General features: G+C 71.8%; 22 protein-coding genes and 1 rRNA gene. 5 read left to right on the top strand and 18 right to left on the bottom strand.

Annotated elements, in window-relative coordinates; translation table 11 throughout:
* Nucleotides 1–72: 72 nt before the first annotated feature.
* Complete coding sequence (locus ABT403_RS27195; protein WP_344170336.1) at nucleotides 73–471, bottom strand: ATP-binding protein; 399 nt, start codon at nucleotides 469–471, stop codon at nucleotides 73–75.
* A gap of 86 nt (nucleotides 472–557) precedes the next feature.
* Between ABT403_RS27195 and ABT403_RS27190 the strand changes: the two genes are divergently transcribed.
* On the top strand, nucleotides 558–1,409 hold the full coding sequence (locus tag ABT403_RS27190) for a helix-turn-helix domain-containing protein (protein WP_344170333.1): 852 nt from the start codon (nucleotides 558–560) through the stop codon (nucleotides 1,407–1,409).
* Nucleotides 1,406–1,585 carry a DUF397 domain-containing protein gene (locus ABT403_RS27185; protein ID WP_344170330.1) on the top strand — a complete coding sequence of 60 codons (180 nt, stop codon included), beginning with the start codon at nucleotides 1,406–1,408 and terminating at the stop codon, nucleotides 1,583–1,585. Before ABT403_RS27190 ends, ABT403_RS27185 begins: the two co-directional genes overlap by 4 nt.
* Here the strand turns inward: ABT403_RS27185 and ABT403_RS27180 are convergent.
* From ABT403_RS27180 to ABT403_RS27145, 8 genes are all read right to left on the bottom strand, one after another.
* Complete coding sequence (locus ABT403_RS27180; protein ID WP_344170327.1) at nucleotides 1,575–1,847, bottom strand: DUF1876 domain-containing protein; 273 nt, start codon at nucleotides 1,845–1,847, stop codon at nucleotides 1,575–1,577. The genes ABT403_RS27185 and ABT403_RS27180 overlap by 11 nt on opposite strands.
* Nucleotides 1,848–1,904: 57 nt before the next feature.
* Complete coding sequence (locus ABT403_RS27175; RefSeq protein ID WP_344170324.1) at nucleotides 1,905–2,390, bottom strand: carboxymuconolactone decarboxylase family protein; 486 nt, start codon at nucleotides 2,388–2,390, stop codon at nucleotides 1,905–1,907.
* A 134-nt stretch (nucleotides 2,391–2,524) separates the two neighbouring features.
* Nucleotides 2,525–3,526 (bottom strand): porphobilinogen synthase, encoded by a 1,002-nt coding sequence (gene hemB / locus ABT403_RS27170; protein ID WP_344170321.1) that lies wholly within the window; start codon nucleotides 3,524–3,526, stop codon nucleotides 2,525–2,527.
* Nucleotides 3,527–3,756: 230 nt separating this feature from the next.
* Nucleotides 3,757–5,427 carry a bifunctional uroporphyrinogen-III C-methyltransferase/uroporphyrinogen-III synthase gene (locus ABT403_RS27165; protein WP_344170318.1) on the bottom strand — a complete coding sequence of 557 codons (1,671 nt, stop codon included), beginning with the start codon at nucleotides 5,425–5,427 and terminating at the stop codon, nucleotides 3,757–3,759.
* Nucleotides 5,424–6,380: a hydroxymethylbilane synthase gene (gene hemC / locus ABT403_RS27160; RefSeq protein ID WP_344170315.1), complete on the bottom strand. Its 957-nt coding sequence runs from the start codon at nucleotides 6,378–6,380 to the stop codon at nucleotides 5,424–5,426. The genes ABT403_RS27165 and hemC overlap by 4 nt, the downstream gene beginning before the upstream one ends.
* Nucleotides 6,377–8,107: a glutamyl-tRNA reductase gene (locus ABT403_RS27155; protein ID WP_344170312.1), complete on the bottom strand. Its 1,731-nt coding sequence runs from the start codon at nucleotides 8,105–8,107 to the stop codon at nucleotides 6,377–6,379. Before ABT403_RS27155 ends, hemC begins: the two co-directional genes overlap by 4 nt.
* Nucleotides 8,104–8,955, bottom strand: a complete 852-nt coding sequence (locus ABT403_RS27150) for a redox-sensing transcriptional repressor Rex (RefSeq protein ID WP_344170309.1) — start codon at nucleotides 8,953–8,955, stop codon at nucleotides 8,104–8,106. Before ABT403_RS27150 ends, ABT403_RS27155 begins: the two co-directional genes overlap by 4 nt.
* Nucleotides 8,956–9,228: 273 nt before the next feature.
* Nucleotides 9,229–9,507, bottom strand: a complete 279-nt coding sequence (locus ABT403_RS27145; protein ID WP_344170306.1) for a glutaredoxin family protein — start codon at nucleotides 9,505–9,507, stop codon at nucleotides 9,229–9,231.
* 99 nt (nucleotides 9,508–9,606) lie between these two features.
* Between ABT403_RS27145 and ABT403_RS27140 the strand changes: the two genes are divergently transcribed.
* The 3 genes from ABT403_RS27140 to ABT403_RS27130 all read left to right on the top strand — a co-directional run bounded on the left by ABT403_RS27140 (nucleotide 9,607) and on the right by ABT403_RS27130 (nucleotide 13,232).
* Entirely contained in the window at nucleotides 9,607–10,617 is a 1,011-nt protein-coding gene (locus ABT403_RS27140; RefSeq protein WP_344170303.1) for an HAD family hydrolase, read from the top strand.
* Between the two features lie 340 nt (nucleotides 10,618–10,957).
* A complete protein-coding gene (locus ABT403_RS27135; RefSeq protein ID WP_344170300.1) occupies nucleotides 10,958–11,767 on the top strand; it encodes an ECF subfamily RNA polymerase sigma factor, BldN family in 810 nt (269 codons plus the stop codon).
* Between the two features lie 244 nt (nucleotides 11,768–12,011).
* Nucleotides 12,012–13,232, top strand: a complete 1,221-nt coding sequence (locus tag ABT403_RS27130; RefSeq protein ID WP_344170297.1) for a DUF5667 domain-containing protein — start codon at nucleotides 12,012–12,014, stop codon at nucleotides 13,230–13,232.
* Nucleotides 13,233–13,285: 53 nt separating this feature from the next.
* On the opposite strand, the gene ABT403_RS27125 is transcribed toward ABT403_RS27130, so the two are convergent.
* From ABT403_RS27125 to rrf, 9 genes are all read right to left on the bottom strand, one after another.
* Entirely contained in the window at nucleotides 13,286–14,314 is a 1,029-nt protein-coding gene (locus ABT403_RS27125; protein WP_344170294.1) for a lysophospholipid acyltransferase family protein, read from the bottom strand.
* Nucleotides 14,314–15,363, bottom strand: a complete 1,050-nt coding sequence (locus ABT403_RS27120) for an NAD-dependent epimerase/dehydratase family protein (protein WP_344170291.1) — start codon at nucleotides 15,361–15,363, stop codon at nucleotides 14,314–14,316. The genes ABT403_RS27125 and ABT403_RS27120 overlap by 1 nt, the downstream gene beginning before the upstream one ends.
* A 95-nt stretch (nucleotides 15,364–15,458) precedes the next feature.
* Entirely contained in the window at nucleotides 15,459–15,557 is a 99-nt protein-coding gene (locus ABT403_RS27115; RefSeq protein ID WP_003948845.1) for a 30S ribosomal protein bS22, read from the bottom strand.
* A gap of 153 nt (nucleotides 15,558–15,710) precedes the next feature.
* Nucleotides 15,711–15,920 (bottom strand): helix-turn-helix domain-containing protein, encoded by a 210-nt coding sequence (locus ABT403_RS27110; RefSeq protein WP_162688852.1) that lies wholly within the window; start codon nucleotides 15,918–15,920, stop codon nucleotides 15,711–15,713.
* Between the two features lie 116 nt (nucleotides 15,921–16,036).
* Nucleotides 16,037–16,867 (bottom strand): phosphatase, encoded by an 831-nt coding sequence (locus tag ABT403_RS27105; RefSeq protein ID WP_344170286.1) that lies wholly within the window; start codon nucleotides 16,865–16,867, stop codon nucleotides 16,037–16,039.
* A 91-nt stretch (nucleotides 16,868–16,958) separates the two neighbouring features.
* Nucleotides 16,959–18,107 carry an acetoin utilization protein AcuC gene (locus ABT403_RS27100; protein ID WP_344170354.1) on the bottom strand — a complete coding sequence of 383 codons (1,149 nt, stop codon included), beginning with the start codon at nucleotides 18,105–18,107 and terminating at the stop codon, nucleotides 16,959–16,961.
* The gene (locus tag ABT403_RS27095; RefSeq protein WP_344170283.1) at nucleotides 18,079–19,308 is read right to left on the bottom strand and encodes an MFS transporter; all 1,230 of its coding nucleotides are present in this window, start codon (nucleotides 19,306–19,308) and stop codon (nucleotides 18,079–18,081) included. The genes ABT403_RS27100 and ABT403_RS27095 overlap by 29 nt, the downstream gene beginning before the upstream one ends.
* 43 nt (nucleotides 19,309–19,351) lie before the next feature.
* The gene (locus tag ABT403_RS27090) at nucleotides 19,352–20,005 is read right to left on the bottom strand and encodes an HAD family hydrolase (protein WP_344170280.1); all 654 of its coding nucleotides are present in this window, start codon (nucleotides 20,003–20,005) and stop codon (nucleotides 19,352–19,354) included.
* A gap of 115 nt (nucleotides 20,006–20,120) precedes the next feature.
* Nucleotides 20,121–20,237: ribosomal RNA gene (gene rrf / locus ABT403_RS27085) — 5S ribosomal RNA — on the bottom strand.
* Nucleotides 20,238–20,374 lie beyond the last annotated feature (137 nt).

Here is a 20,374-nt window from a genome sequence, read left to right as displayed (position 1 = left end):
CGTTCGCCGAGATCGGCTCGGGCTCACCTCCCACTCCACAGTCGTACGGCCTCACCGCACCAGTCGCCGCCTTCACGGGCTCGGCCGACAGGCGTCGGAGCGGAACTCGGCCCATACGACCTTTCCGGGCGAGCGGGGCAGCACGCCCCACAGGTCGGAGACGGCCTCCACGATCCGCAGCCCGGTCCCGGGCGTGATCCGCGACCGCCCGGGCCCGCTGTCGTGCACCTCGACGCGCAGGCAGCACCCGAAGTTCAGCAGCCGCACCCGGTACGACCGCCCTCGCGGCACCCCGTACCGCAGGGCGTTGGCCGCCAGCTCACTGACGCACAGCACGACGTCGTCCACCCGGCCGGCGGCGTCCCAGTTCGCGAGCGTCTCGCGCGTGAAGTTCCGCGCGGAGGAGACCGTTTGGTAGGCCCGCGGGAACAACCGCTCGCGCAGGAGGCCGGGTTGAGTATTTAGGTTCACGGGACGAGCGTCGCGCGGAGTGACTAGCGTGTGACAGTGAGCCCACCCGTACTCTGTGATGAGTACGGGTGGGCGGCGGATATTCCATGTCCGAAGGCGGGGAGTTCATCGCCATGCCACCGAAGAAGCGCCCCAGGCCCAACGCGACGACGATGAAGATGGTCGGCAAGCAGGTAGCCGGCGCCCGGCTTGCCAAGGGCCTGACCCAGAAACAGCTCGCCGACCTGGTCAAGGTGGACGAGGAGACCGTCGGCTCCATCGAGCAGGGCCGCCGCGCCCTCATGCCGCACATCGCCGAACTACTCGACTTCCACCTGGCCCTGCCGGGCACCCTGACCGTCGCGGCCAATGAGATGCCCTCCGTCGACGTGATCCCACCGTGGGCTCAGGAGTACATGGAGCTGGAGAAACGGGCCATCGCCCTGTCCTGGTACGACAACCAGGTCGTCCCGGGCCTGCTCCAGCCCGAGTGCTACGCCCGCGCCGTCTTCGCCTGCCGCGTCCCCGCTTACCACCAGGAGAAGATCGACGCGCTCACGGCCGACCGACTGGACCGGCAGAAGATACTGCACCGCACGACGCCGCCGACTCTGAGCTTCGTGATCTGGGAACCCGTCGTCCGCCAGCGCATCGGCGGGCCGGAGGTGTACCGGGAGCTGCTGCGGCACCTGATCGCCTGCATGGAACTTCCGGACATGTCGGTCCAGGTGCTGCCCCTGGACCAGCCCGTGCACGCGGCCCTCGACGGCCCCTTCATCCTCCTGGAAACCCACAACCACCAGCACGTTGGCTACACGGAAGGCCAACGAGGCAGCCACCTCGTCTCCGACCAGAACGAGGTCAGCATCCTGGCGCGCAAGTATGCGATGCTGCGGACGCAGGCCCTCAACACACAGCAGACACGGGGCCTGTTGGACCGCCTGCTAGGAGAGCTATGAGCACCGAACTCACGTGGTTCAAGTCGAGCTACAGCGGCAGCGAAGGCGGCGCGTGCCTCGAAGTGGCCACCACCCCCACCACCGTCCACGTCCGGGACTCCAAGGTCGAGGACGGTCCCGTCCTCGACCTCGGTCCCGCCAGCTGGGCGGCGCTCACCGGCTGGGTCAGCGGGTGATCGGGTACGACGTGCGCCCGGACGCGTCGTCGATCTCGTTGTGCGCCTTGCTGAGCAACTGTTCCTTCATGTCGTTCAGCGCACGGGCCGCCGCGATCTCCTCGCCCACCCGCGGCTGATTACCGTCACTGGGGTGGCGGCTGGCGTACCCGTGCCCGCGGATCTCACTCCCGTCCGGGAGCCGGACCAGGGCCGCCGCGCGGGTGCGCTTGGGATCCTCCTGGAACTCCATCTCCACATGCCATCCGACGGCATCCTTCATGACGATCACCTCCGTGGCCGCTGAATTCCAGCGTGCACCCGGCGGAGCCCCCGCGCATCAGGTCCACTGCCTGGAGGCGGCCTGGCCCGGGAGCGGCTTGCCGATCAGGGCGAGCGGGATGAAGAAGTTGACCTGGCTGATCGCGAGGACGAGGGTCGTCAGGGCCTTCTCGTCGTAGTGCTCCGCCGCCTCCGCGAACACCTCGTCCGACACCCGCTCGGTGCCGGCCGCCGGGGCCGTCAGGACCGCCTCGACCAGGGCCAGCGCCGCCCGCTCGGCCGGGGTGAAGCACAGGGCGTCCGCCCAGGAGGAGACGGCGGTGATGCGCGCCTCGGTCTCGCCGGCGGCGCGCAGGGCGTCGGTGTGCATCGTCGTCAGGTAGGTGTTGGCGACGATCTGGCCCGCCCGCAGGTGCACCAGGGAGATCGTGGACTGCGGGACCGTGCCGTTGCCGATCACCTTGAACATCATCCCGGTCAGCGCGCCGAGGTCGGGCAGCGTCTTCACGGGGTTGGACATGCGGGAGCGGGGAGTCTCGGTCATGATCGGCTTCCTTCGTCGGCGTCAGCGTGTGTTCTCACCGCACTGACCCCTCCCGCGAGGCGAATGTGACAGCCCGGGCGAAAAAAATCCGGGGCGGGGGGGTCCAGATACGGACAACCCCCCGCCACCGGAGGTCACCGCTCGTTGCGCAGCCAGCCCGCGACCTCGGTCGCCCAGTACGTCAGGATCGTGTCCGCGCCCGCCCGCTTGATGCCGAGGAGGGTCTCCAGGATGGCCCGGTCGCGCTCGATCCAGCCCTTCTCCGCGGCCGCCTCGACCATCGCGTACTCGCCGCTGATCTGGTACGCCGCCACCGGCACGTCCACGGCCTCGGCGACCCGGTGCAGGATGTCCAGGTACGGGCCCGCCGGCTTGACCATGACCATGTCGGCGCCCTCCTCGAGGTCCAGCGCCAGCTCGCGCAGGGACTCGCGGGCATTCGCCGGGTCCTGCTGGTAGGTCTTGCGGTCGCCCTGGAGGGAGGAGGCGACGGCCTCGCGGAAGGGGCCGTAGAAGGCGGAGGAGTACTTGGCCGTGTAGGCGAGGATCGCCACGTCCTCGTGGCCCGTCTCGTCCAGCGCGTCGCGGATCACCCCGACCTGGCCGTCCATCATCCCGCTCGGGCCCACGACGTGGACGCCCGCGTCGGCCTGGACCTGGGCCATCTCCGCGTACCGCTCCAGCGTCGCGTCGTTGTCGACGCGGCCGTTCTCGTCCAGGACCCCGCAGTGGCCGTGGTCGGTGTACTCGTCCAGGCACAGGTCCGACATGATCACCAGGTCGTCGCCGACCTCGGCCCTCACGTCGCGGATCGCCAGCTGGAGGATGCCGTCCGGCTCGGTGCCCGCCGTACCCAGCGCGTCCTTGTTCTCGTCCGCCGGGACCCCGAAGAGCATGATCCCCGACACGCCCGCCTCGACCGCCTCCACGGCCGCCTTCCGCAGCGTGTCCCGGGTGTGCTGGACCACGCCCGGCATCGCCGAGATCGGCAGGGGCTCGCTGATGCCCTCCCGGACGAACGCCGGCAGGATCAGGTCCGAGGGGTGCAGGCGGTACTCGGCGACCATCCGCCGCATCGCCGGGGTGGTGCGCAGCCGGCGGGGCCGGGAGCCGGGGAAGGATCCGTACGCGCTCATCTTCGTGGTCGCCTCTTCGAGCATCGACAGCAGTCGCCCCCAAGCCTAGGCCGTCCCTCCCGGACGCCCGCGCCCAGTCCTGCGGCCCGTCGGCCGGCGCCGTGAGGACGCCCGGGTCCAGCACGACCGGCCCGTGCCACGGAGTGCCGGCCGGACACGCCGAAGGGGCCCGGGCGCTCTGCGCACCCGGGCCCCTCCCGTCCCTAAAGCGGCCGGCGCCGCTAAGGCACTCACGTCGTACGACGGCGCCGCGCGCCGGGACGGCGCTCGCTCGGCCGGGCCACGGCCTCGCCGGCCTCCTTGGCCGCCTCGCGGCGGGCCTCCCCGTACGCGGCCAGCGCCTCGGCCAGCTTGCCCACGCTCGGCTCCGGCGACAGCACGTCCACGCGCAGCCCGTGCTCCTCGGCCGTCTTGGCCGTCGCCGGCCCGATACAGGCGATGACGGTCACGTTGTGCGGCTTGCCCGCGATGCCGACCAGGTTGCGCACCGTCGAGGAGGACGTGAAGAGAACGGCGTCGAAGCCGCCGCCCTTGATCGCCTCACGGGTGTCCGCCGGCGGCGGCGAGGCGCGCACGGTCCGGTAGGCCGTGACGTCGTCGACCTCCCAGCCCAGCTCGATCAGCCCGGCCACCAGCGTCTCGGTGGCGATGTCGGCGCGCGGCAGGAAGACGCGGTCGATCGGGTCGAAGACCGGGTCGTACGGCGGCCAGTCCTCCAGCAGACCGGCGGCCGACTGCTCACCGCTCGGCACCAGGTCCGGCTTCACACCGAACTCGACCAGCGCGGCCGCGGTCTGCTCGCCGACCGCGGCGACCTTGATGCCCGCGAAGGCACGCGCGTCGAGCCCGTACTCCTCGAACTTCTCCCGCACCGCCTTGACGGCGTTCACCGAGGTGAAGGCGATCCACTCGTAGCGGCCCGTCACCAGGCCCTTGACCGCCCGCTCCATCTGCTGCGGGGTGCGCGGCGGCTCCACGGCGATGGTCGGCACCTCGTGCGGCACCGCGCCGTACGAACGCAGCTGGTCGGAGAGCGAAGCGGCCTGCTCCTTGGTGCGCGGCACGAGCACCCGCCAGCCGAACAGCGGCTTCGACTCGAACCAGGCCAGCTCCTCGCGGCGCGCGGCGGCGCCCTGCTCACCGACCACGGCTATCACCGGCCGGGAGCCCTCGGGGGAGGGGAGCACCTTGCCCTGCTTGAACACCTGCGCGATCGTGCCCAGGGTGGCGGTCCAGGTCCGCTGCCGGGTCGTCGTACCGCCCACGGTCACCGTCAGCGGGGTCTCCGGCTTGCGGCCGGCCGACACCAGCTCGGCGGCCGCGGCGGCGACCGTCTCCAGCGTGGCGGAGACGACCACGACGCCGCCCTCGCCGGCGCCCACCTCGGCCCAGCAGCGCGGCGAGGCGTGCCGGGCGTCCACGAAGCGCACGTCCGCGCCCTTGTCCCCGCGCAGCGGCACACCCGCGTACGCGGGCACGCCGACGGCGGTCGCGACACCCGGGACGACCTCGAAGGGGATCCCCTCGTTCGCGCAGGCCAGCATCTCGGCGGCGGCGTTCCCGTCGAGCCCCGGGTCGCCGGTGACGGCACGGACGACCCGCCTGCCGGAGCGCGCGGCCTCCATGACAAGATTGGCGGCGTCGCGGATCACCGGGACCCCGGCGGCGGCTGACTTCTCGTCAGCGACCGTCAGCTGCGGCGTGTCGACGCCCGCGCGCGCGTGGGTCCGTACGACGTCGAGCACCTCGGGCTCGGCGACCAGTACGTCCGCGGCGGCGAGCGCCTCGACAGCGCGCAGCGTCAGCAGACCCGGGTCACCGGGGCCGGCACCCAGGAAGGTGACCAGCCCCTGGACCGCGACGGCCGGGAACGCGGAGGGGGTGGGGCTTGAGGGGTTCAAAGGGATCGCTCCCCCATCAGACCGGCCGCGCCCTTGGCCAGCATCTCGTCCGCGAGTTCGCGGCCGAGCGCCATGGCCTCGTCGTACGACTGGGGCACGGGACCGGTGGTGGACAGCTGCACCAGCGTGGAACCGTCGAGGGTTCCCACGACACCACGCAGGCGCATTTCATTGACAATCTGGCCGTCGGCGAGGGCGCCGACGGGCGCGCTGCAGCCGGCCTCCAGGGCCGCGAGCAGGGCACGCTCCGCGGTCACCGCGGCCCGGGTGTACGGGTCGTCGAGCTGACCGAGCGCGGCGATCAGCTCCGTGTCGGACGCCAGGCACTCCACGGCCAGGGCTCCCTGGCCGGGCGCGGGCAGCACGTTGTCGACCGACAGCAGGTCGGTCGCCTCGTCACCGCGCCCGATCCGGTTCAGTCCGGCGGCGGCCAGCACGACCGCGTCGAGCTCACCGTCCCGCACGAACTGGATCCGGGTGTCGACGTTGCCGCGGATGGCGACGCATTCGACCGACTTCCCCAGCTGCCTCGCGTACGCGTTCAGCTGGGCCATCCGGCGCGGCGAGCCGGTACCGACCCGGGCGCCGTCGGGCAGCTCCTCGAAGGTCAGCCCGTCGCGCGCCACGAGGGCGTCGCGCGGGTCCTCCCGCTTCGGCATAGCCGCGATGACCAGCTCGTCGGGCTGCGCGGTCGGCAGGTCCTTCAGCGAGTGCACGGCGAAGTCGACCTCGCCGCGCACGAGCGCGTCGCGCAGGGCGGTGACGAACACGCCGGTGCCGCCGATCTGCGCGAGGTTCTCGCGGGACACGTCGCCGTACGTCGTGATCTCCACGAGCTCCACGGGCCGGCCGGTGACCGCCCGGACCGCCTCGGCGACGTGCCCGGACTGGGACATGGCCAGCTTGCTGCGCCGCGTGCCAAGCCTGAGGGGCTGGTCGGGACGTGAGTTCATGATGCCCGTCCTGGGTCGTCGTTCTTCGGATCGGCCGCGTCCGCCCGGCTGACGGATGCCACCGTCTGAGGGTCGAGGTCGAAGAGTTCACGCAGCGCCTCGGCGTACCCGGCGCCGCCGGGCTCGCTCGCGAGCTGCTTCACGCGCACGGTCGGCGCGTGGAGGAGCTTGTCGACGACGCGGCGCACGGTCTGGGTGACCTCCGCGCGCTGACGTTCGTCGAGGTCGGGTACCCGCCCGTCGAGCCGTGCCACCTCCATGGCGACGACCTCGGCGGCCATCGCCCGCAGGGCGACGACGGTGGGGGTGATGTGCGCGGCCCGCTGGGCGGCCCCGAACGCGGCCACCTCCTCGGCCACGATCCCGCGCACGGCGTCGACGTCGGCGGCCATGGGCGCGTCCGCGCTCGCCTCGGCGAGGCTCTCGATGTCGACGAGCCGCACGCCCGGGATCCGGTGCACGGCGGCGTCGATGTCCCGGGGCATGGCCAGGTCGAGCAGCGCCAGTCGCACGGGGGCCGTGCCGGCGTGACTCCGGCTCCCCCGCCGGGGCTGCCGCTGCGCGGCGGCCTCCCCCTGATCGGCCCAGGCCCCGTGCAGTTCGAGCGAGCTCGCGTCCACCCCGGTGAGAGCCGAGCGCCCGTCCCCGACGGGCACGTCCACGGGACAGCCGTCGGCGGCCGGAGGAACGATGGTCCGCGCCGCCCCGGCGTCGGCCAGCCGCCGCCCGCCTTCGGCGGCGGCCACGAGCCGCGCCAGAACATCGGCATCAATCCCGGCCACATCCAGCCCCGCCGGCGTTTGAGGCGCGGGGGTCTGGGGGCGGAGCCCCCAGGGGGCCTGGGGCGCAGCCACAGTTTCGGAAAGGGGCGGGGTGGGGGAGAGCCCCGCAGGGCCCGACACGGCTGCGGCCACGTCGTCCCCGGTCAGCACCAGCCCGGTGGCCCCCGTACAGGACACCACCACATCGGCGAGCGCCAGCTCATCGGCCACCGCGGACATCGGCACGGCCCGCGCGACAACACCGGTGCCCGAGGCAACCAGAATCTCCGCGAGACGCTCCGCCCGCTCCGCGGTCCGGTTTGCCACGGCGATCTCCGCGACCCCCACCCGCGCGAGCGTGGCGGCGGCCAGCGAGGACATCGACCCGGCGCCGATCACCAGCGCCCGCTTCCCGGCGGCCCAGTCCGCGACCGGCTCCCGCACGGCCAGCTGTTCCAGACCGAAGGTCACCAGCGACTGCCCGGCCCGGTCGATCCCGGTCTCCGAGTGCGCCCGCTTCCCGACCCGCAGCGCCTGCTGGAAGAGGTCGTTGATCAGCCGCCCGGCGGTGTGCAGCTCCTGCCCCAGCGCCAGCGCGTCCTTGATCTGCCCGAGGATCTGCCCCTCGCCCACGACCATCGAGTCCAGCCCGCACGCCACCGAGAACAGGTGGTGCACCGCCCGGTCCTCGTAGTGGACGTACAGGTAGGGGGTGAGCTCCTCCAGCGCGACCCCGCTGTGCTGGGCCAGCAGCGTGGACAGCTCGGCGACACCGGCGTGGAACTTGTCCACGTCGGCGTACAGCTCGATCCGGTTGCAGGTGGCCAGCACCGTGGCCTCGGCCGCCGGCTCGGCGGCCAGGGTGTCGTGCAGCAGCTTGACCTTGGCGTCGGCGGACAGCGAGGCCCGCTCCAGCACGCTCACGGGCGCGCTGCGGTGGCTCAGGCCAACGACGAGCAGACTCATGCCGGCATCACCGCCGGGACGTCACCCTCGGGCCCGTTCTTGCGCGCGGTGGCCGCGCCCCGCCCGGCCGGCGGCTCGACGGCGGCGGCCGGAGCCGCCCCGGTCCCACCGGCACCGGTACCCGCACCCGCAGCCGCGCTCGCGCCCGCACCGGAAACGGGGGCCTCCGCGGCCGCGCCCGTCTCCTCGCCGGCCTTGCGCTGCTCGTGGAACGCGAGGATCTGGAGCTCGATCGACAGGTCGACCTTGCGCACGTCGACGCCCTCCGGCACCTGGAGCACGGTCGGCGCGAAGTTCAGGATGGAGGTCACACCGGCGGCGATCAGCCGCTCGCTGACCTGCTGCGCGGCGCCCGCCGGGGTCGCGATGACCCCGATGGAGACGCCGTTCTCCTCGATGATCTTCTCCAGGTCGTCGGTGTGCTGCACGGGCATGCCGGCCACCGGCTTCCCGGCCATGGCCGGATCGGCGTCGATCAGCGCGGCCACGCGGAAGCCGCGCGACGCGAAACCGCCGTAGTTGGCCAGGGCGGCGCCGAGGTTGCCGATGCCGACGATGACGACGGGCCAGTCCTGGGTCAGCCCGAGCTCGCGGGAGATCTGGTAGACGAGGTACTCGACGTCGTAGCCCACGCCACGGGTGCCGTAGGAGCCGAGATACGAGAAGTCCTTGCGCAGCTTCGCCGAGTTGACTCCGGCGGCGGCCGCGAGCTCCTCGGAGGAGACCGTGGGCACCGAGCGCTCGGAGAGCGCGGTGAGCGCGCGCAGGTACAGCGGAAGCCGGGCGACAGTGGCCTCGGGAATACCTCGGCTGCGGGTCGCCGGTCGGTGAGTTCGGCCAGTTGCCACGATGCTCCTGCGGGATGAGCGGGGCTGTAGGCGGCCTCTTGTCCCAGGACCGCCCCGTCGGAAGCAGGCTATGTCTTTGTGAACGCGTGCACAAAGATTGTGTCCGCTTTGTCCGAGCAAAGTGACCGGGGTCACGCAGGCCGGGCGCACGGGGCCGGAACCGGGAACGGGCCGAACCCGTTCAAATCCCGAGGGGGGCAAAGCGGTACACACTCCTCATCGATACGCCCCCGAGTCCCCATAAATCGCCCATGATGGTAACGGCCCGGAGGGTCAGGCTCCCAATGCCTTCCGGAGGCGCTCGGGGTTCACCCTCCAGAAGGTGTGCTGTTCGCCGTCCACGAGCACGACCGGAATCTGTTCCCAGTGCTTGCGGTAGAGCTCCTCGTCCTGCGAGATGTCCTTCTTCTCCCACTGCGCCCCGGTCTCGGCGCACACCTTCTCGATCACTTCCTGGGCGTCGTCGCACAGATGGCACCCCGGCTTCCCGATGAGCGTCACCATCCGCTCGTCGGGACGCTTCTTTTCCTTACGGCGCAGCAAAGGGCTCATGCCGCCATTGTCCCGCGCCCCGGCGGTACGCCCGAAGAGTTAACCGCCCCGTTTCCCGGCGGTTCGGGAACTCCCGAACACAATGGCTATGCTCGCGTCATGGCCGCTCTGGGATGGCTCACCCCCCGTAGACGCTCCGCGACAGCACGCAGCGTGCTGGCAGGCGAGGCCTCGGCCGAGGCCGCCCGCAAGACCGCGCTGTCCGAAGCCCCGCCACAGGACGCCCCGGCGGAGCCGCAGGCGCCCGGGAGAGCAAGCGGAACCGGAACCGAAGCCGCCACCGCACCCGAGGCCGACGCGCACGGGGCGGAGGCAGAGCCCGCGTTCCCCGTACCCGGCGACGACCTCGCCGCCGCCTTCTTCGACCTCGACAACACCGTCATGCAGGGCGCCGCGATCTTCCACTTCGGCCGCGGCCTCTACAAGCGCGAGTTCTTCCGCCGCCGCGAACTGGCCCGCTTCGCCTGGCAGCAGGCCTGGTTCCGGCTCGCCGGGGTCGAGGACCCCGAGCACATGCAGGACGCCCGTGACAGCGCCCTGTCCATCGTCAAGGGCCACAAGGTCTCCGAACTGATGTCGATCGGCGAGGAGATCTACGACGAGTACATGGCCGAGCGGATCTGGCCGGGCACCCGCGCCCTGGCCCAGGCCCACCTCGACGCCGGCCAGAAGGTCTGGCTCGTCACCGCCGCCCCCGTCGAGACCGCCACGATCATCGCCCGCCGCCTCGGCCTGACCGGCGCCCTGGGCACCGTCGCCGAGTCCGTGGACGGCGTCTACACCGGCCGCCTCGTCGGCGAGCCGCTGCACGGCCCGGCCAAGGCCGAGGCGGTGCGCGCGCTGGCCGCCGCCGAGGAGCTGGACCTCGAACGCTGCGCGGCGTACAGCGATTCCCACAACGACATCCCGATGCTGTCATTGGTCGGGCATCCGTACGCGATCAATCCCGACACAAAACTGCGCAAGCATGCCCGTGCGCACGACTGGCGGCTGCGCGACTATCGGACCGGACGCAAGGCCGTGAAGGTCGGCGTCCCGGCCGCCGCCGGAGTCGGCGCGATCGCGGGCGGCGCGGCCGCCGCGATCGCCCTCCACCGCCGCCGCAAGTAGCGACACCGGGCCCCGCCCCGCCCCCGGGGCGGGGCGGCGGCCATTCGCTCCCCTCTACCCGCGCCGTCGGCGCACCACTCCGGCCTGCCCGACTCGGTCGCGGACCCCCCGGAAGCTTCCATTCCGCGCATCCAAGTGATCAATAACCGATCACCATCCCGCACTGAATATGCCCTCGACACGCAACAGAAGTGTCGGAACCGGTGATTTCAGCAACTGGGTGTAGCGCTGCCTGTACGAAGCGTTATTCTCCTCAAACGCATGCCGCCGCCCGCCTGTCGCCACGACGGGTGAACGGTCCCGCACTGCACGTGATGGAAGCTCTGCCTCTGGGAGTCCCGTGTACCCACCTGTCGGGGTTGACGCCTCGGGCCTGGCTACGCTGCGCGCAACGGTCCTCGACCACCTGCGCGGCTTCGTCCCCACCGCGTACGCCGTCCCCGCCTTCGCCGCCGTCCCTGCCGGCCTCGGCCCGGCCGGCCCCTGCTACGCCCTGACCGACGGCGGGGCGACGGTCGGCAGACGCGGTCGCGCCAGCGCGGGGTCCGCCGCCGGCGGCGGCACGAGCGCGCCCACCGCCCGCCGCCCCACGGCGGACAGCGACCAGGCCCGCATGATGGACCTGGTCGAACGCGCCCAGGCGGGCGAGGCCGAGGCCTTCGGCCGCCTGTACGACCAGTACAGCGACACGGTGTACCGCTACATCTACTACCGCGTCGGCGGCAAGGCGACCGCGGAGGACCTCACCAGTGAGACCTTCCTGCGCGCGCTGCGCCGCATCTCCACCTTCACCTGGCAGGGGCGCGACTTCGGCGCCTGGCTGGTGACCATCGCGCGGAACCTGGTGGCGGACCACTTCAAGTCCAGCCGCTTCCGCCTGGAGGTCACCACCGGCGAGATGCTCGACGCCAACGAGGTGGAGCGCAGCCCCGAGGACTCCGTCCTGGAGTCCCTGTCCAACGCGGCCCTGCTCGAAGCCGTGCGCAAGCTCAACCCGCAGCAGCAGGAGTGCGTGACCCTCCGCTTCCTCCAGGGCCTCTCGGTCGCCGAGACGGCCCGGGTCATGGGGAAGAACGAGGGCGCGATCAAAACGCTCCAGTACCGGGCGGTCCGCACCCTGGCCCGCCTGCTGCCGGACGACGCCCGCTGACGCGCGCACGACGGCCCGCGAAAAAACACGACAACCTCACACCCGGTGACCCCTCGATGACGCTGTGGTCCGATCATCCTTCGTCCGTAACCCAAGTGCCGCGCCGCTCGTTGTGCGGAATGCAGGCTCCCTGTGGACACGCCCTGCCCGAAGCCGCTCACTCGAAAGTGTGGATGTGCTCAAGGAAGGCAACCTTCCGGACACCTTGGGGAGTCGATCGTCATGACGAGAGGAGGTGCCGCCAGTGATCGCGAACGTGACCCCGCACCGGCGGGCGAACGCCTTCGCCCAGGCCCTGGAGGAGCGGACCCCGTCCGACCTTTCGGAACCGGAACCGGCGGCCGAGCAGTCCGAGGCACCTGCCGAATCTGCCGACCACGACCGGCTGTTGGCCCTGGCGAGCGTGCTCGGCGAAAGAATGCCGCGCCCGGTGCTGGACCCCGAGGTCAAAGTGGTGCAACGAGCACAGCTCGTCGCCGCCATGGAGGCCATGGTGATGGAGGAGAGGGCCGGGGGCGGTGCCGCCGCGGACCCTCAGGTGCCCGAGCAGCGGACCGGCCGCGGCGCCCACCGGGCGACCACGCTCCGGAAATTGCGGCCCCGCTCCCGCTGGTCCAAGGGCATCGCAGCGGGCGGCCTCACCGTGGGTGTGGCCGCAGGGGCCTTCAGCGGAGTGGCCGCTGCCAGCACCGACGCCCTGCCGGGTGACTCCCTCTACCCGGTCAAGCTGGGCATGGAGGACCTCAAGCTGGGCCTCACCGACGAGGACGCGGACCGGGGCGAGCTCTACCTCGACCGCGCCTCCAACCGCCTGTCGGAGGCGCGCAGGCTGATGGAGCGCGGCCGTTCCGGCCCCCTGGACCACGAGGTCCTGGGGCAGATCCGGCGCGCCCTGGCGGGCATGCAGCACGACGCGGCGGAGGGCCACCGGCTCCTCCAGGCGGCCTACGAACGGGACGGCTCCCTCGGCCCGATCCAGACGCTGTCCTCGTTCTCCCGCGCCCACCGCGACGCGTGGGGCCGGCTCCGCTCCAACCTCCCGCCGCAGCTCCACGACGTCGGAGACCAGGTGACCTCGGTCTTCCAGGCCATAGACGATGACGTGGAACCGCTCCAGGGCCTGCTGCCGAAGCCCCCGGAGCAGAGCCGCGGCGGACAGGGCTCCGGCCCCTCCGCCCCGGACGCCACGGCCCCGGGCAAGCACCAGCAGTCCGCCCCCGCCTCCGGAGCCCCCTCACAGCCGGCGGCCCCCGCCGCGCCCAGCTCCGGCGGCAGCCACACCCCGGCCCCCGGCACGGGCCTCCTGGGCGGCACCGGCGACCTGCTGCACCCCCCGGCACAGGGCGGCCAGTCCACATCGGCCACTCCGGTGGCCCCGGGCCTGCCCCACCCGGACATCACCATCCCGCCCCTCCTCCCGAACCTCCTCCCGGGCTTGGGCATCCAGGCGGAAGACGCCGAGTAGGACGCGCGAGGGGGGCGGGACCACCACCTGGTCCCGCCCCCTCCGTCATGCCCTCAGAAGAACACCGACCGCCGCTGCACCAGCAACTTGTACAGCGTGTGCTGGATCCGCTCCCGCACCTCGTCCGTCAGGTTGAACATCAGCATCGGGTCCTCCGCCGCCTCCGGCGCGTACCCGTCCGTCGGGATGGGCTCCCCGAACTGGATCGTCCACTTCGTCGGCAGCGGCACCGCCCCCAACGGCCCCAGCCACGGGAACGTCGGCGTGACCGGGAAGTACGGCAGCCCCAGCAGCCGCGCCAGCGTCTTCGCGTTCCCGATCATGGGGTAGATCTCCTCCGCCCCCACGATCGAACACGGCACGATCGGGGTACCCGCCCGCAGCGCCGTCGAGACGAACCCGCCCCGCCCGAACCGCTGGAGCTTGTACCGCTCGCCGAACGGCTTCCCTATCCCCTTGAAGCCCTCCGGCATCACCCCGACGAGCTCCCCGGCCTCCAGCAGCCGCTGCGCGTCCTCCGCGCACGCCAGCGTGTGACCTGCCTTCCGCGCCAGCTCGTTGACCCCCGGCAGCATGAACACCAGGTCCGCCGCCAGCAACCGCAGGTGCCGCTCCGCCGGATGGTGGTCGTGCACCGCGACCTGGAGCATCAGCCCGTCCAGCGGAAGCGTCCCCGAGTGGTTCGCGACGATCAGCGCCCCACCCTCCTTCGGGATGTTCTCGACGCCCTTGACCTCGACCCGGAAGTACTTCTCGAACAGCGGCCGCATCAAGGACATCAGGACCTGGTCCGTCAGCTCCTTGTCGTAGCCGAACTCGTCGACCTCGTACTCGCCCGTGATCCGCCGCCGCAGGAACGCCAGCCCGCCCGCGATCCGCCGGTCCCAGTCACCCGCGCCGCCCGCACGGCCCTCAGGCGCCCGCACGGGCGCCACCAGCTCCACCGGCCCGCTCTGGGCCGCTCCCGCCGCCGGCGGCTGCGCGGGGGCCGCCACCGCGTCCACCGCCCGCGCCTTGCGCGCACCGCCGCCACGCCTGCGCGGCCGGTCCTCGCCGAACGGAATGACCTTGGCGTCCGCCACTACCGCTCCACTCTCTCGTCCGCCTTCAACAACCCCGCCACCCGGTCCACGGCCCGCCCCACCCGCTCCGGCGGCAGCAGCCCGTTCCCCCGGCTCCGCGCGAAGTCCGCGAAGGTCTCCGCCGTCGTGTACTGCGGCCTAAACCCCAGGACCTCGCGCATCTGCGCCGTCTCCACGACCCGCCCGTGCGTCAGCAGCCGGATCTGCTCCGGCGAGAAGTCCGTCACACCCACCGCCCGCAGCGCCTGCCCCACCCACGTCACCGCCGGCAGCAGCAGCGGCACCGCCGGCCGCCCCAGCCGCCGCGCACACTGCGACAGCAGCAGGACCCCGTCCCCCGCGATGTTGAAGGTGCCGCTGTTCAGCGTGCCCCGCCGCGGCTCCCCCGCCGCCAGCCGCAGCACGTCCACCACGTCGTCCTCATGGACGAACTGGAGCCTCGGGTCATAGCCCAGCACGGTCGGCACCACCGGCATCGAGAAGTACTCCGCCAGCGCCGAGTCCGCGAACGGCCCCAGGATGTTCGCGAAACGCAGCACGCACACCGCCACGTCCGGCCGCCGCCGCGCGAAGCCCCGTACGTACCCCTCGACCTCGGAGGCCTCCTTCGCGAAGCCCGCCGACGGCAGCGACTTCGGCTGGGTGGTCTCGGTGAACACCGCGGGATCCCGCGCCGTGCCCCCGTACACGCTCGTGCTCGACTTCACCACGAGCCGGCTCACGGTCGGCGACTTCTGGCAGGCGCCCAGCAGCTGCATCGTCCCGATGACGTTGGTCTCCTTGACGGCGCTGCGCCCGCCCGGCGCCCCCGGGGCGCCTCCGGTGACCGCCAGATGGACCACCGTGTCCACCGCGTGCTCCGCGAGCACCCGGGCGATCGCCGACTGTCTGATGTCCGCGTGCACGAACTCGGCCGAGCCGAGCCGGTGCGGCGGGGGCACGGCATCGACCGCGATGACCCGCTCCACCTCCGGGTCACGCTGGATGCGGCGCACGAAGCGGCCTCCCAGCTGCCGGGCAGCCCCGGTGACGAGCACGACCTTCCCCACGAGCTCAGCGCCTCCCTCGAGAAGTACCCCCGGCTGCACCGCAGCCCCTCCACCAGGATGGTGGAGGGGCTGCGGAGAACACGTACAGCTGCCGTTTACTTCTTGTTACGGCGCTGGACGCGGGTGCGCTTGAGCAGCTTGCGGTGCTTCTTCTTAGCCATCCGCTTGCGCCGCTTCTTGATAACAGAGCCCACGACTACCCTCGCTCACTTCTCGGAACACCCCCGCGATGCGGGGATCTCGGTGCGGGGCGTCTGGGCCCACACGACCTACGTCGGCCTAGCCTACCCGCCCGAGCTACGAGCTTGTAATCCGAGGCTTCCGCAGGTGTTGCCCGAGCCTCACTCTCAGGCCGACTCCACCCCCACGAAGGACTCCCGGAGGTACTCGTGGACCGCGTTCTCGGGGACCCGGAAGGACCGGCCCACCCGGATCGCGGGCAGATGACCGTTGTGCACCAGGCGGTACACGGTCATCTTCGACACTCGCATCACCGAGGCGACCTCCGCCACGGTCAGGAACTGAACCTCACTGAGAGGCCTCTCGCCAGCAGCCATGACACCCACCTTGACCTTCCGCGCATGACGGGCACCGGCTTCCCCTCCGGTTACTCCTCGTCGTCGCACGCTCACTCCCCAGAGTAGGGGCGCGTGATACGGCTGGGGAAGAGGAGCTACGGCCACTCCTGACGCACCGGCAGCCCGGCGCGCTGCAACACGAACCGCGTGAGCGGCCCATAGGCCGCCGAACGCACCGCGTCATCAAGCGGAACCACCGCCGCCACCCGCCCCTCGGCCTCCCCCACGAACAACGCGGGATCGTCCGTATCCGCCAGCCCGATCGCCTCCACACCCAGCTGACCTGCACCGCAGACCCAACCGTGATCCCCCACCACCAGTTCCGGCAACGGCCCCCCGGACTCCGCCAGCGCCCCGAGCGCCAGCCGAACCGGGAGCGGCGAATGGGTGTGTGCGCCGGTGGCACTCCCGGCTCCCCGCGCGCCGGGTTCCCGCACCAGTGCGACTCCCCGTACGTAATCCAGCCGGTGCTCACGTACGCCGAACCGGGTCGCCATGTCGACATGGACCCCCTGCGCCGGGGTGAGGACAACACAGCCCACCGCCGACAGGGCCCCCGCCAAAGTGGCGTAGAACTCCAGCAGCCGATGCGGGTGCCCCGTACCGAACAGCACCGGCGACCGCGCCCCGGCCGCCTCCCGCAGCCGCTCCGCGAACACCCCCAGCGCCGCCACCGTCAGCCCGGGATCGATCACGTCCGGCCCACTGACCTGCGCCGGATCCGCGGAGACCCCGCACCGGTCCGCCATCAGCCCCAGCAGCGCGCCCTCGTCCCAGCGGCCGACCGGATCGAGACCCAGCAGCACCCGGGGATCCCGCGCGGCGAACAGCCGGTAGCTGCGCAGGCTCTCCTCCCGCGTGGTGGCGACGGGCCCGGCCAACCGGGCGGCCAGCAGATGCGCGCGCAACGCGCCCTCGCTCAACACCCTCCGATGCTGCCGCAAGGAATCTGCCGGATCATCAATTACGGAGAACAGCCCCACAGTTGGCGTAACAAGGCCGCACTCTGACCACACGTCACAGCAGCATCCCGCGCAACGGGAACACCGCCCGGCGCGTCGCCAGAACGGCTTGATCCGTACGGTCCGCCGGGTCGTACCCCGCCTCCCAGTCCCGCCACGCGACCTCGCGCCCGTCCGTCATCCGGGCCGGCCCCGGCTGCCGCGTCCGCGCGTACACCTCGTCCCGCCACGACTGCGGCACCATCGCCGCCGGATCCACCGGCCGGTGCGCCGCGATCCCCACCAGGTGCGTCCACGACCGCGGTACGACGTCCACCACCGCGTACCCGCCACCGCCCAGCGCCAGCCACCTGCCGCCCGCGTACTCGTGCGCCAGCGCGTGACAGGCCTCCTGCACCGCCCGCTGCGCGTCCAGCGACACCGCCAGGTGCGCGAGCGGATCCTCGAAGTGCGTGTCCGCCCCGTGCTGGGTGACCAGCACCTGCGGCCGGAAGTCCGCCAGCAGCTCGGGCACCGTCGCGTGGAACGCCCGCAGCCACCCCTCGTCCCCGGTCCCCGCCGGCAGCGCCACGTTCACCGCGCTGCCCTCGGCCGCCGGACCGCCCGTCTCCTGCGGCCAGCCCGTCTGCGGGAACAGGGTCCGCGGATGCTCGTGCAGCGACACCGTCAGCACCCGGGGATCGTCCCAGAACGCCGCCTGCACCCCGTCCCCGTGGTGCACGTCCACGTCCACGTACGCGACCCGCTCCGCCCCCAGCTCCAGCAGCCGCGCGATCGCCAGCGCCGCGTCGTTGTACACGCAGAACCCGGCCGCCCCGCCCGGCATGGCGTGGTGCAGCCCGCCGGCGAAGTTCACCGCGTGCTCCGCCTCACCCCTCCACAGGGCCTCCGCCGCCGCCACCGACTGGCCCGCGATCAGCGCCGACGCCTCGTGCATCCCGTGGAACGCCGGATCGTCCACCGTCCCCAGCCCGTACGAGCCGTCGGCCACCCCCGGATCCGCCGAGACCTCGCGCACCGCCGCCACGTAGTCCTCGCGGTGCACCAGCCGCAGCGTCGAATCCCCGGCCGCCCGGGCCGCCCGCACCTCCATCTCCCGGTCCAGCCCGAAGGCACGCACCAGGCCCATGGTCAGCGCCAGGCGCACCGGATCCATCGGATGGCTCGGTCCGAAGTCATACCTCGTTACCGCCTCGTCCCACATCAACAGCCCGGTCACCGGCTCGCCGCTCATGCCGCACACCGTATCCGGCCCCGCCGGCACTCCCGAACGAGCGTGCGTGGACCAGCGTGACGAGGACCAGCGCCATCGGCACCAGCATGGCGCCCCGGTAGTTCCAGGCGTCCCCGATCCCGCCGACGAGCGGCGAACCGATCAGGAACCCCACGTAGTTGAAGATGTTCAGCCGCGCCACCGCCGTGTCCGAGGCGTTCGGGAACAGCCGACCCGCCGCCGCGAACGTCTGCGGCACGATCACGCACAGCCCGATCCCCAGCAGCGTGAACCCCAGCATCCCGGTCCACGCCCCGGGCGCCGCCGCCACCACCGCGAACCCGCCCGCGGCCACCACGGCCCCGCAACGCACCACGGCCGCCGCCCCGAACCGCCGCACCCCCAGGTCCCCCACGGCCCGGCCCACGAGCGTGGTCACCATGTACACGTTGTAGGGAACGGTCGCCAGCTGCTCCGAACTCCCCAGCACGTCCTGGAGGTACTTGGCACTCCAGTTCGCCACCGTCGAGTCCCCGATGTACGCGCACGCCATCACCAGACACAGCGGCAGCAGCAGCCGCCCGCCCCGCTCCGGCCACCCCTGCCCGGCCTCCCCGGCCCCGGCGCCCTTCACGTCGACGTAGTACCGGCTCCCGGCCAGCGCCAGGGGCAGCAGGAGCACCACCGCCGGCAGGTACCCCGTGAACAGCGCCAGGTGCCAGTGCGCCCCCGCCCAGGCCGCCGAGGCGCCCACGATCCCGCCCAGGCTGTACGCGGCGTGGAACCCCAGCATGATGGAGCGCCCGTACGCCCGCTGGAGGCTGACGCCGAGCATGTTCATCGAGGCGTCGAGGGCCCCCACCGCCAGCCCGAACACCCCCAGGGCCACGGCCACGTGCCACATCCGGCTGCCGGCCCCGACACCGAGCAGCGCCAGCAGGACGACGGGCTGCGCCCACCGCAGCACGACGCTGGGCGCGACCCGCTTGACCAGGTGCTCGGTGGCGACGCTGGAGACCCCGGCGAGGACGGGCACGGCGGCGAGGAAGGCGGGCAGCAGCCCGTCGGATATCCCGTACCGGTCCTGGATGGCCGGGATGCGGGTCACGAGCAGGGCGAAGGTGACCCCCTGCACGAAGAAACTGAACCCCAGGGCGCCCCGGCCCCGCCGCAGCCGCACGTCATCTGTCATGGCGGCACAGCGTAGGCCCCGCGCCTACCCGTGGGTAGAGAGATCACGCACCCAATCCGAGCAGGGCGGACAGCTCCTTCATCTCCCCGAAGCAGGCGGTGGCGCCGGCGAGCTTCGCCGCGGGGACCATGGAGGTGAACCCGAGCACGTCCATGCCGGCGGCCCGGGCGGCCTCGACGCCGAGCGGGCTGTCCTCGACGACGACGCACCGCGAGGGGTGGACGCCCATCATGTCGGCGGCGTGCAGGAACAGGTCCGGCGCGGGCTTGCCGCGGCCCACCTCCTCGGCACTGAAGATCCACTCTTCCTCGAACCACTCGTCGAGCCCGGCGGCCCGGTGGGCGACGCGGATCCGCTCGTGGCTGCTGGAGGAGGCGACGCAGTACGGCACCCCGTGCGCGGACAGCTCGCCGAGCACCTCGGTCACCCCGGGGACGGGCTGGAGTTCGCGTGCGAACGCGGCGAAGATCCGCTCGTGGAGGACCTTGTCGAAGCCCTCCGGCAGCCGCTGCCCGGTGCGCTCCTGGACGAGGTCGTGCACCCGGTGCACGGCGCCGCCCATGTAGTCGCGCAGGGAGTCCTCGTACGTGGTGGGGTGCCCGACCTCCGTCAGGTACTCGGCGAGGATGGTGTTGGAGAGCGGCTCGCTGTCCACGAGGACGCCGTCGTTGTCGAAGATGACCAGCTGGTAGACCATCAGCCCACCATACGAGCGTCCGCCACGCGTTCCCGGCAGGGCGGTGCGGGGTAAACGGCTGAAAACGCAGAAAAGCCCCGCACCATGACTGGTGCGGGGCTTTCCCACAATGATTGTTCGGCGGCGTCCTACTCTCCCACAGGGTCCCCCCTGCAGTACCATCGGCGCTGAAAGGCTTAGCTTCCGGGTTCGGAATGTAACCGGGCGTTTCCCTAACGCTATGACCACCGAAACACTATGAAGTTGAACTCAAGCCGGCAAGGCGAGTTCGTTACTTCAGAACTAACACAGTGGACGCGAGCAACTGAGGACAAGCCCTCGGCCTATTAGTACCAGTCAGCTCCACCCGTTACCGGGCTTCCACATCTG

The organism is Streptomyces sp. NPDC000075, assembly GCF_040301925.1.
In the GTDB taxonomy this organism is placed as follows: Bacteria; Actinomycetota; Actinomycetes; order Streptomycetales; family Streptomycetaceae; genus Streptomyces; species Streptomyces polychromogenes.
The sequence above is the reverse complement of the archived record's forward strand: the minus strand, read 5'-3'. Positions and strand labels throughout refer to the sequence as shown.

Coding starts and splice junctions, on each gene's coding strand:
- ABT403_RS27185 (WP_344170330.1), top strand. CDS start 1,406: ATGAGCACCGAACTCACGTGGTTCAAGTCGAGCTACAGCGGCAGCGAA.
- ABT403_RS27100 (WP_344170354.1), bottom strand. CDS start 18,107: ATGTGGGACGAGGCGGTAACGAGGTATGACTTCGGACCGAGCCATCCG.
- ABT403_RS27145 (WP_344170306.1), bottom strand. CDS start 9,507: ATGAGCCCTTTGCTGCGCCGTAAGGAAAAGAAGCGTCCCGACGAGCGG.
- hemB (WP_344170321.1), bottom strand. CDS start 3,526: ATGAGCGCGTACGGATCCTTCCCCGGCTCCCGGCCCCGCCGGCTGCGC.
- ABT403_RS27175 (WP_344170324.1), bottom strand. CDS start 2,390: ATGACCGAGACTCCCCGCTCCCGCATGTCCAACCCCGTGAAGACGCTG.
- ABT403_RS27095 (WP_344170283.1), bottom strand. CDS start 19,308: ATGACAGATGACGTGCGGCTGCGGCGGGGCCGGGGCGCCCTGGGGTTC.
- ABT403_RS27090 (WP_344170280.1), bottom strand. CDS start 20,005: ATGGTCTACCAGCTGGTCATCTTCGACAACGACGGCGTCCTCGTGGAC.
- ABT403_RS27180 (WP_344170327.1), bottom strand. CDS start 1,847: ATGAAGGATGCCGTCGGATGGCATGTGGAGATGGAGTTCCAGGAGGAT.
- ABT403_RS27155 (WP_344170312.1), bottom strand. CDS start 8,107: ATGAGTCTGCTCGTCGTTGGCCTGAGCCACCGCAGCGCGCCCGTGAGC.
- ABT403_RS27110 (WP_162688852.1), bottom strand. CDS start 15,920: ATGGCTGCTGGCGAGAGGCCTCTCAGTGAGGTTCAGTTCCTGACCGTG.
- ABT403_RS27140 (WP_344170303.1), top strand. CDS start 9,607: ATGGCCGCTCTGGGATGGCTCACCCCCCGTAGACGCTCCGCGACAGCA.
- hemC (WP_344170315.1), bottom strand. CDS start 6,380: ATGAACTCACGTCCCGACCAGCCCCTCAGGCTTGGCACGCGGCGCAGC.
- ABT403_RS27190 (WP_344170333.1), top strand. CDS start 558: ATGTCCGAAGGCGGGGAGTTCATCGCCATGCCACCGAAGAAGCGCCCC.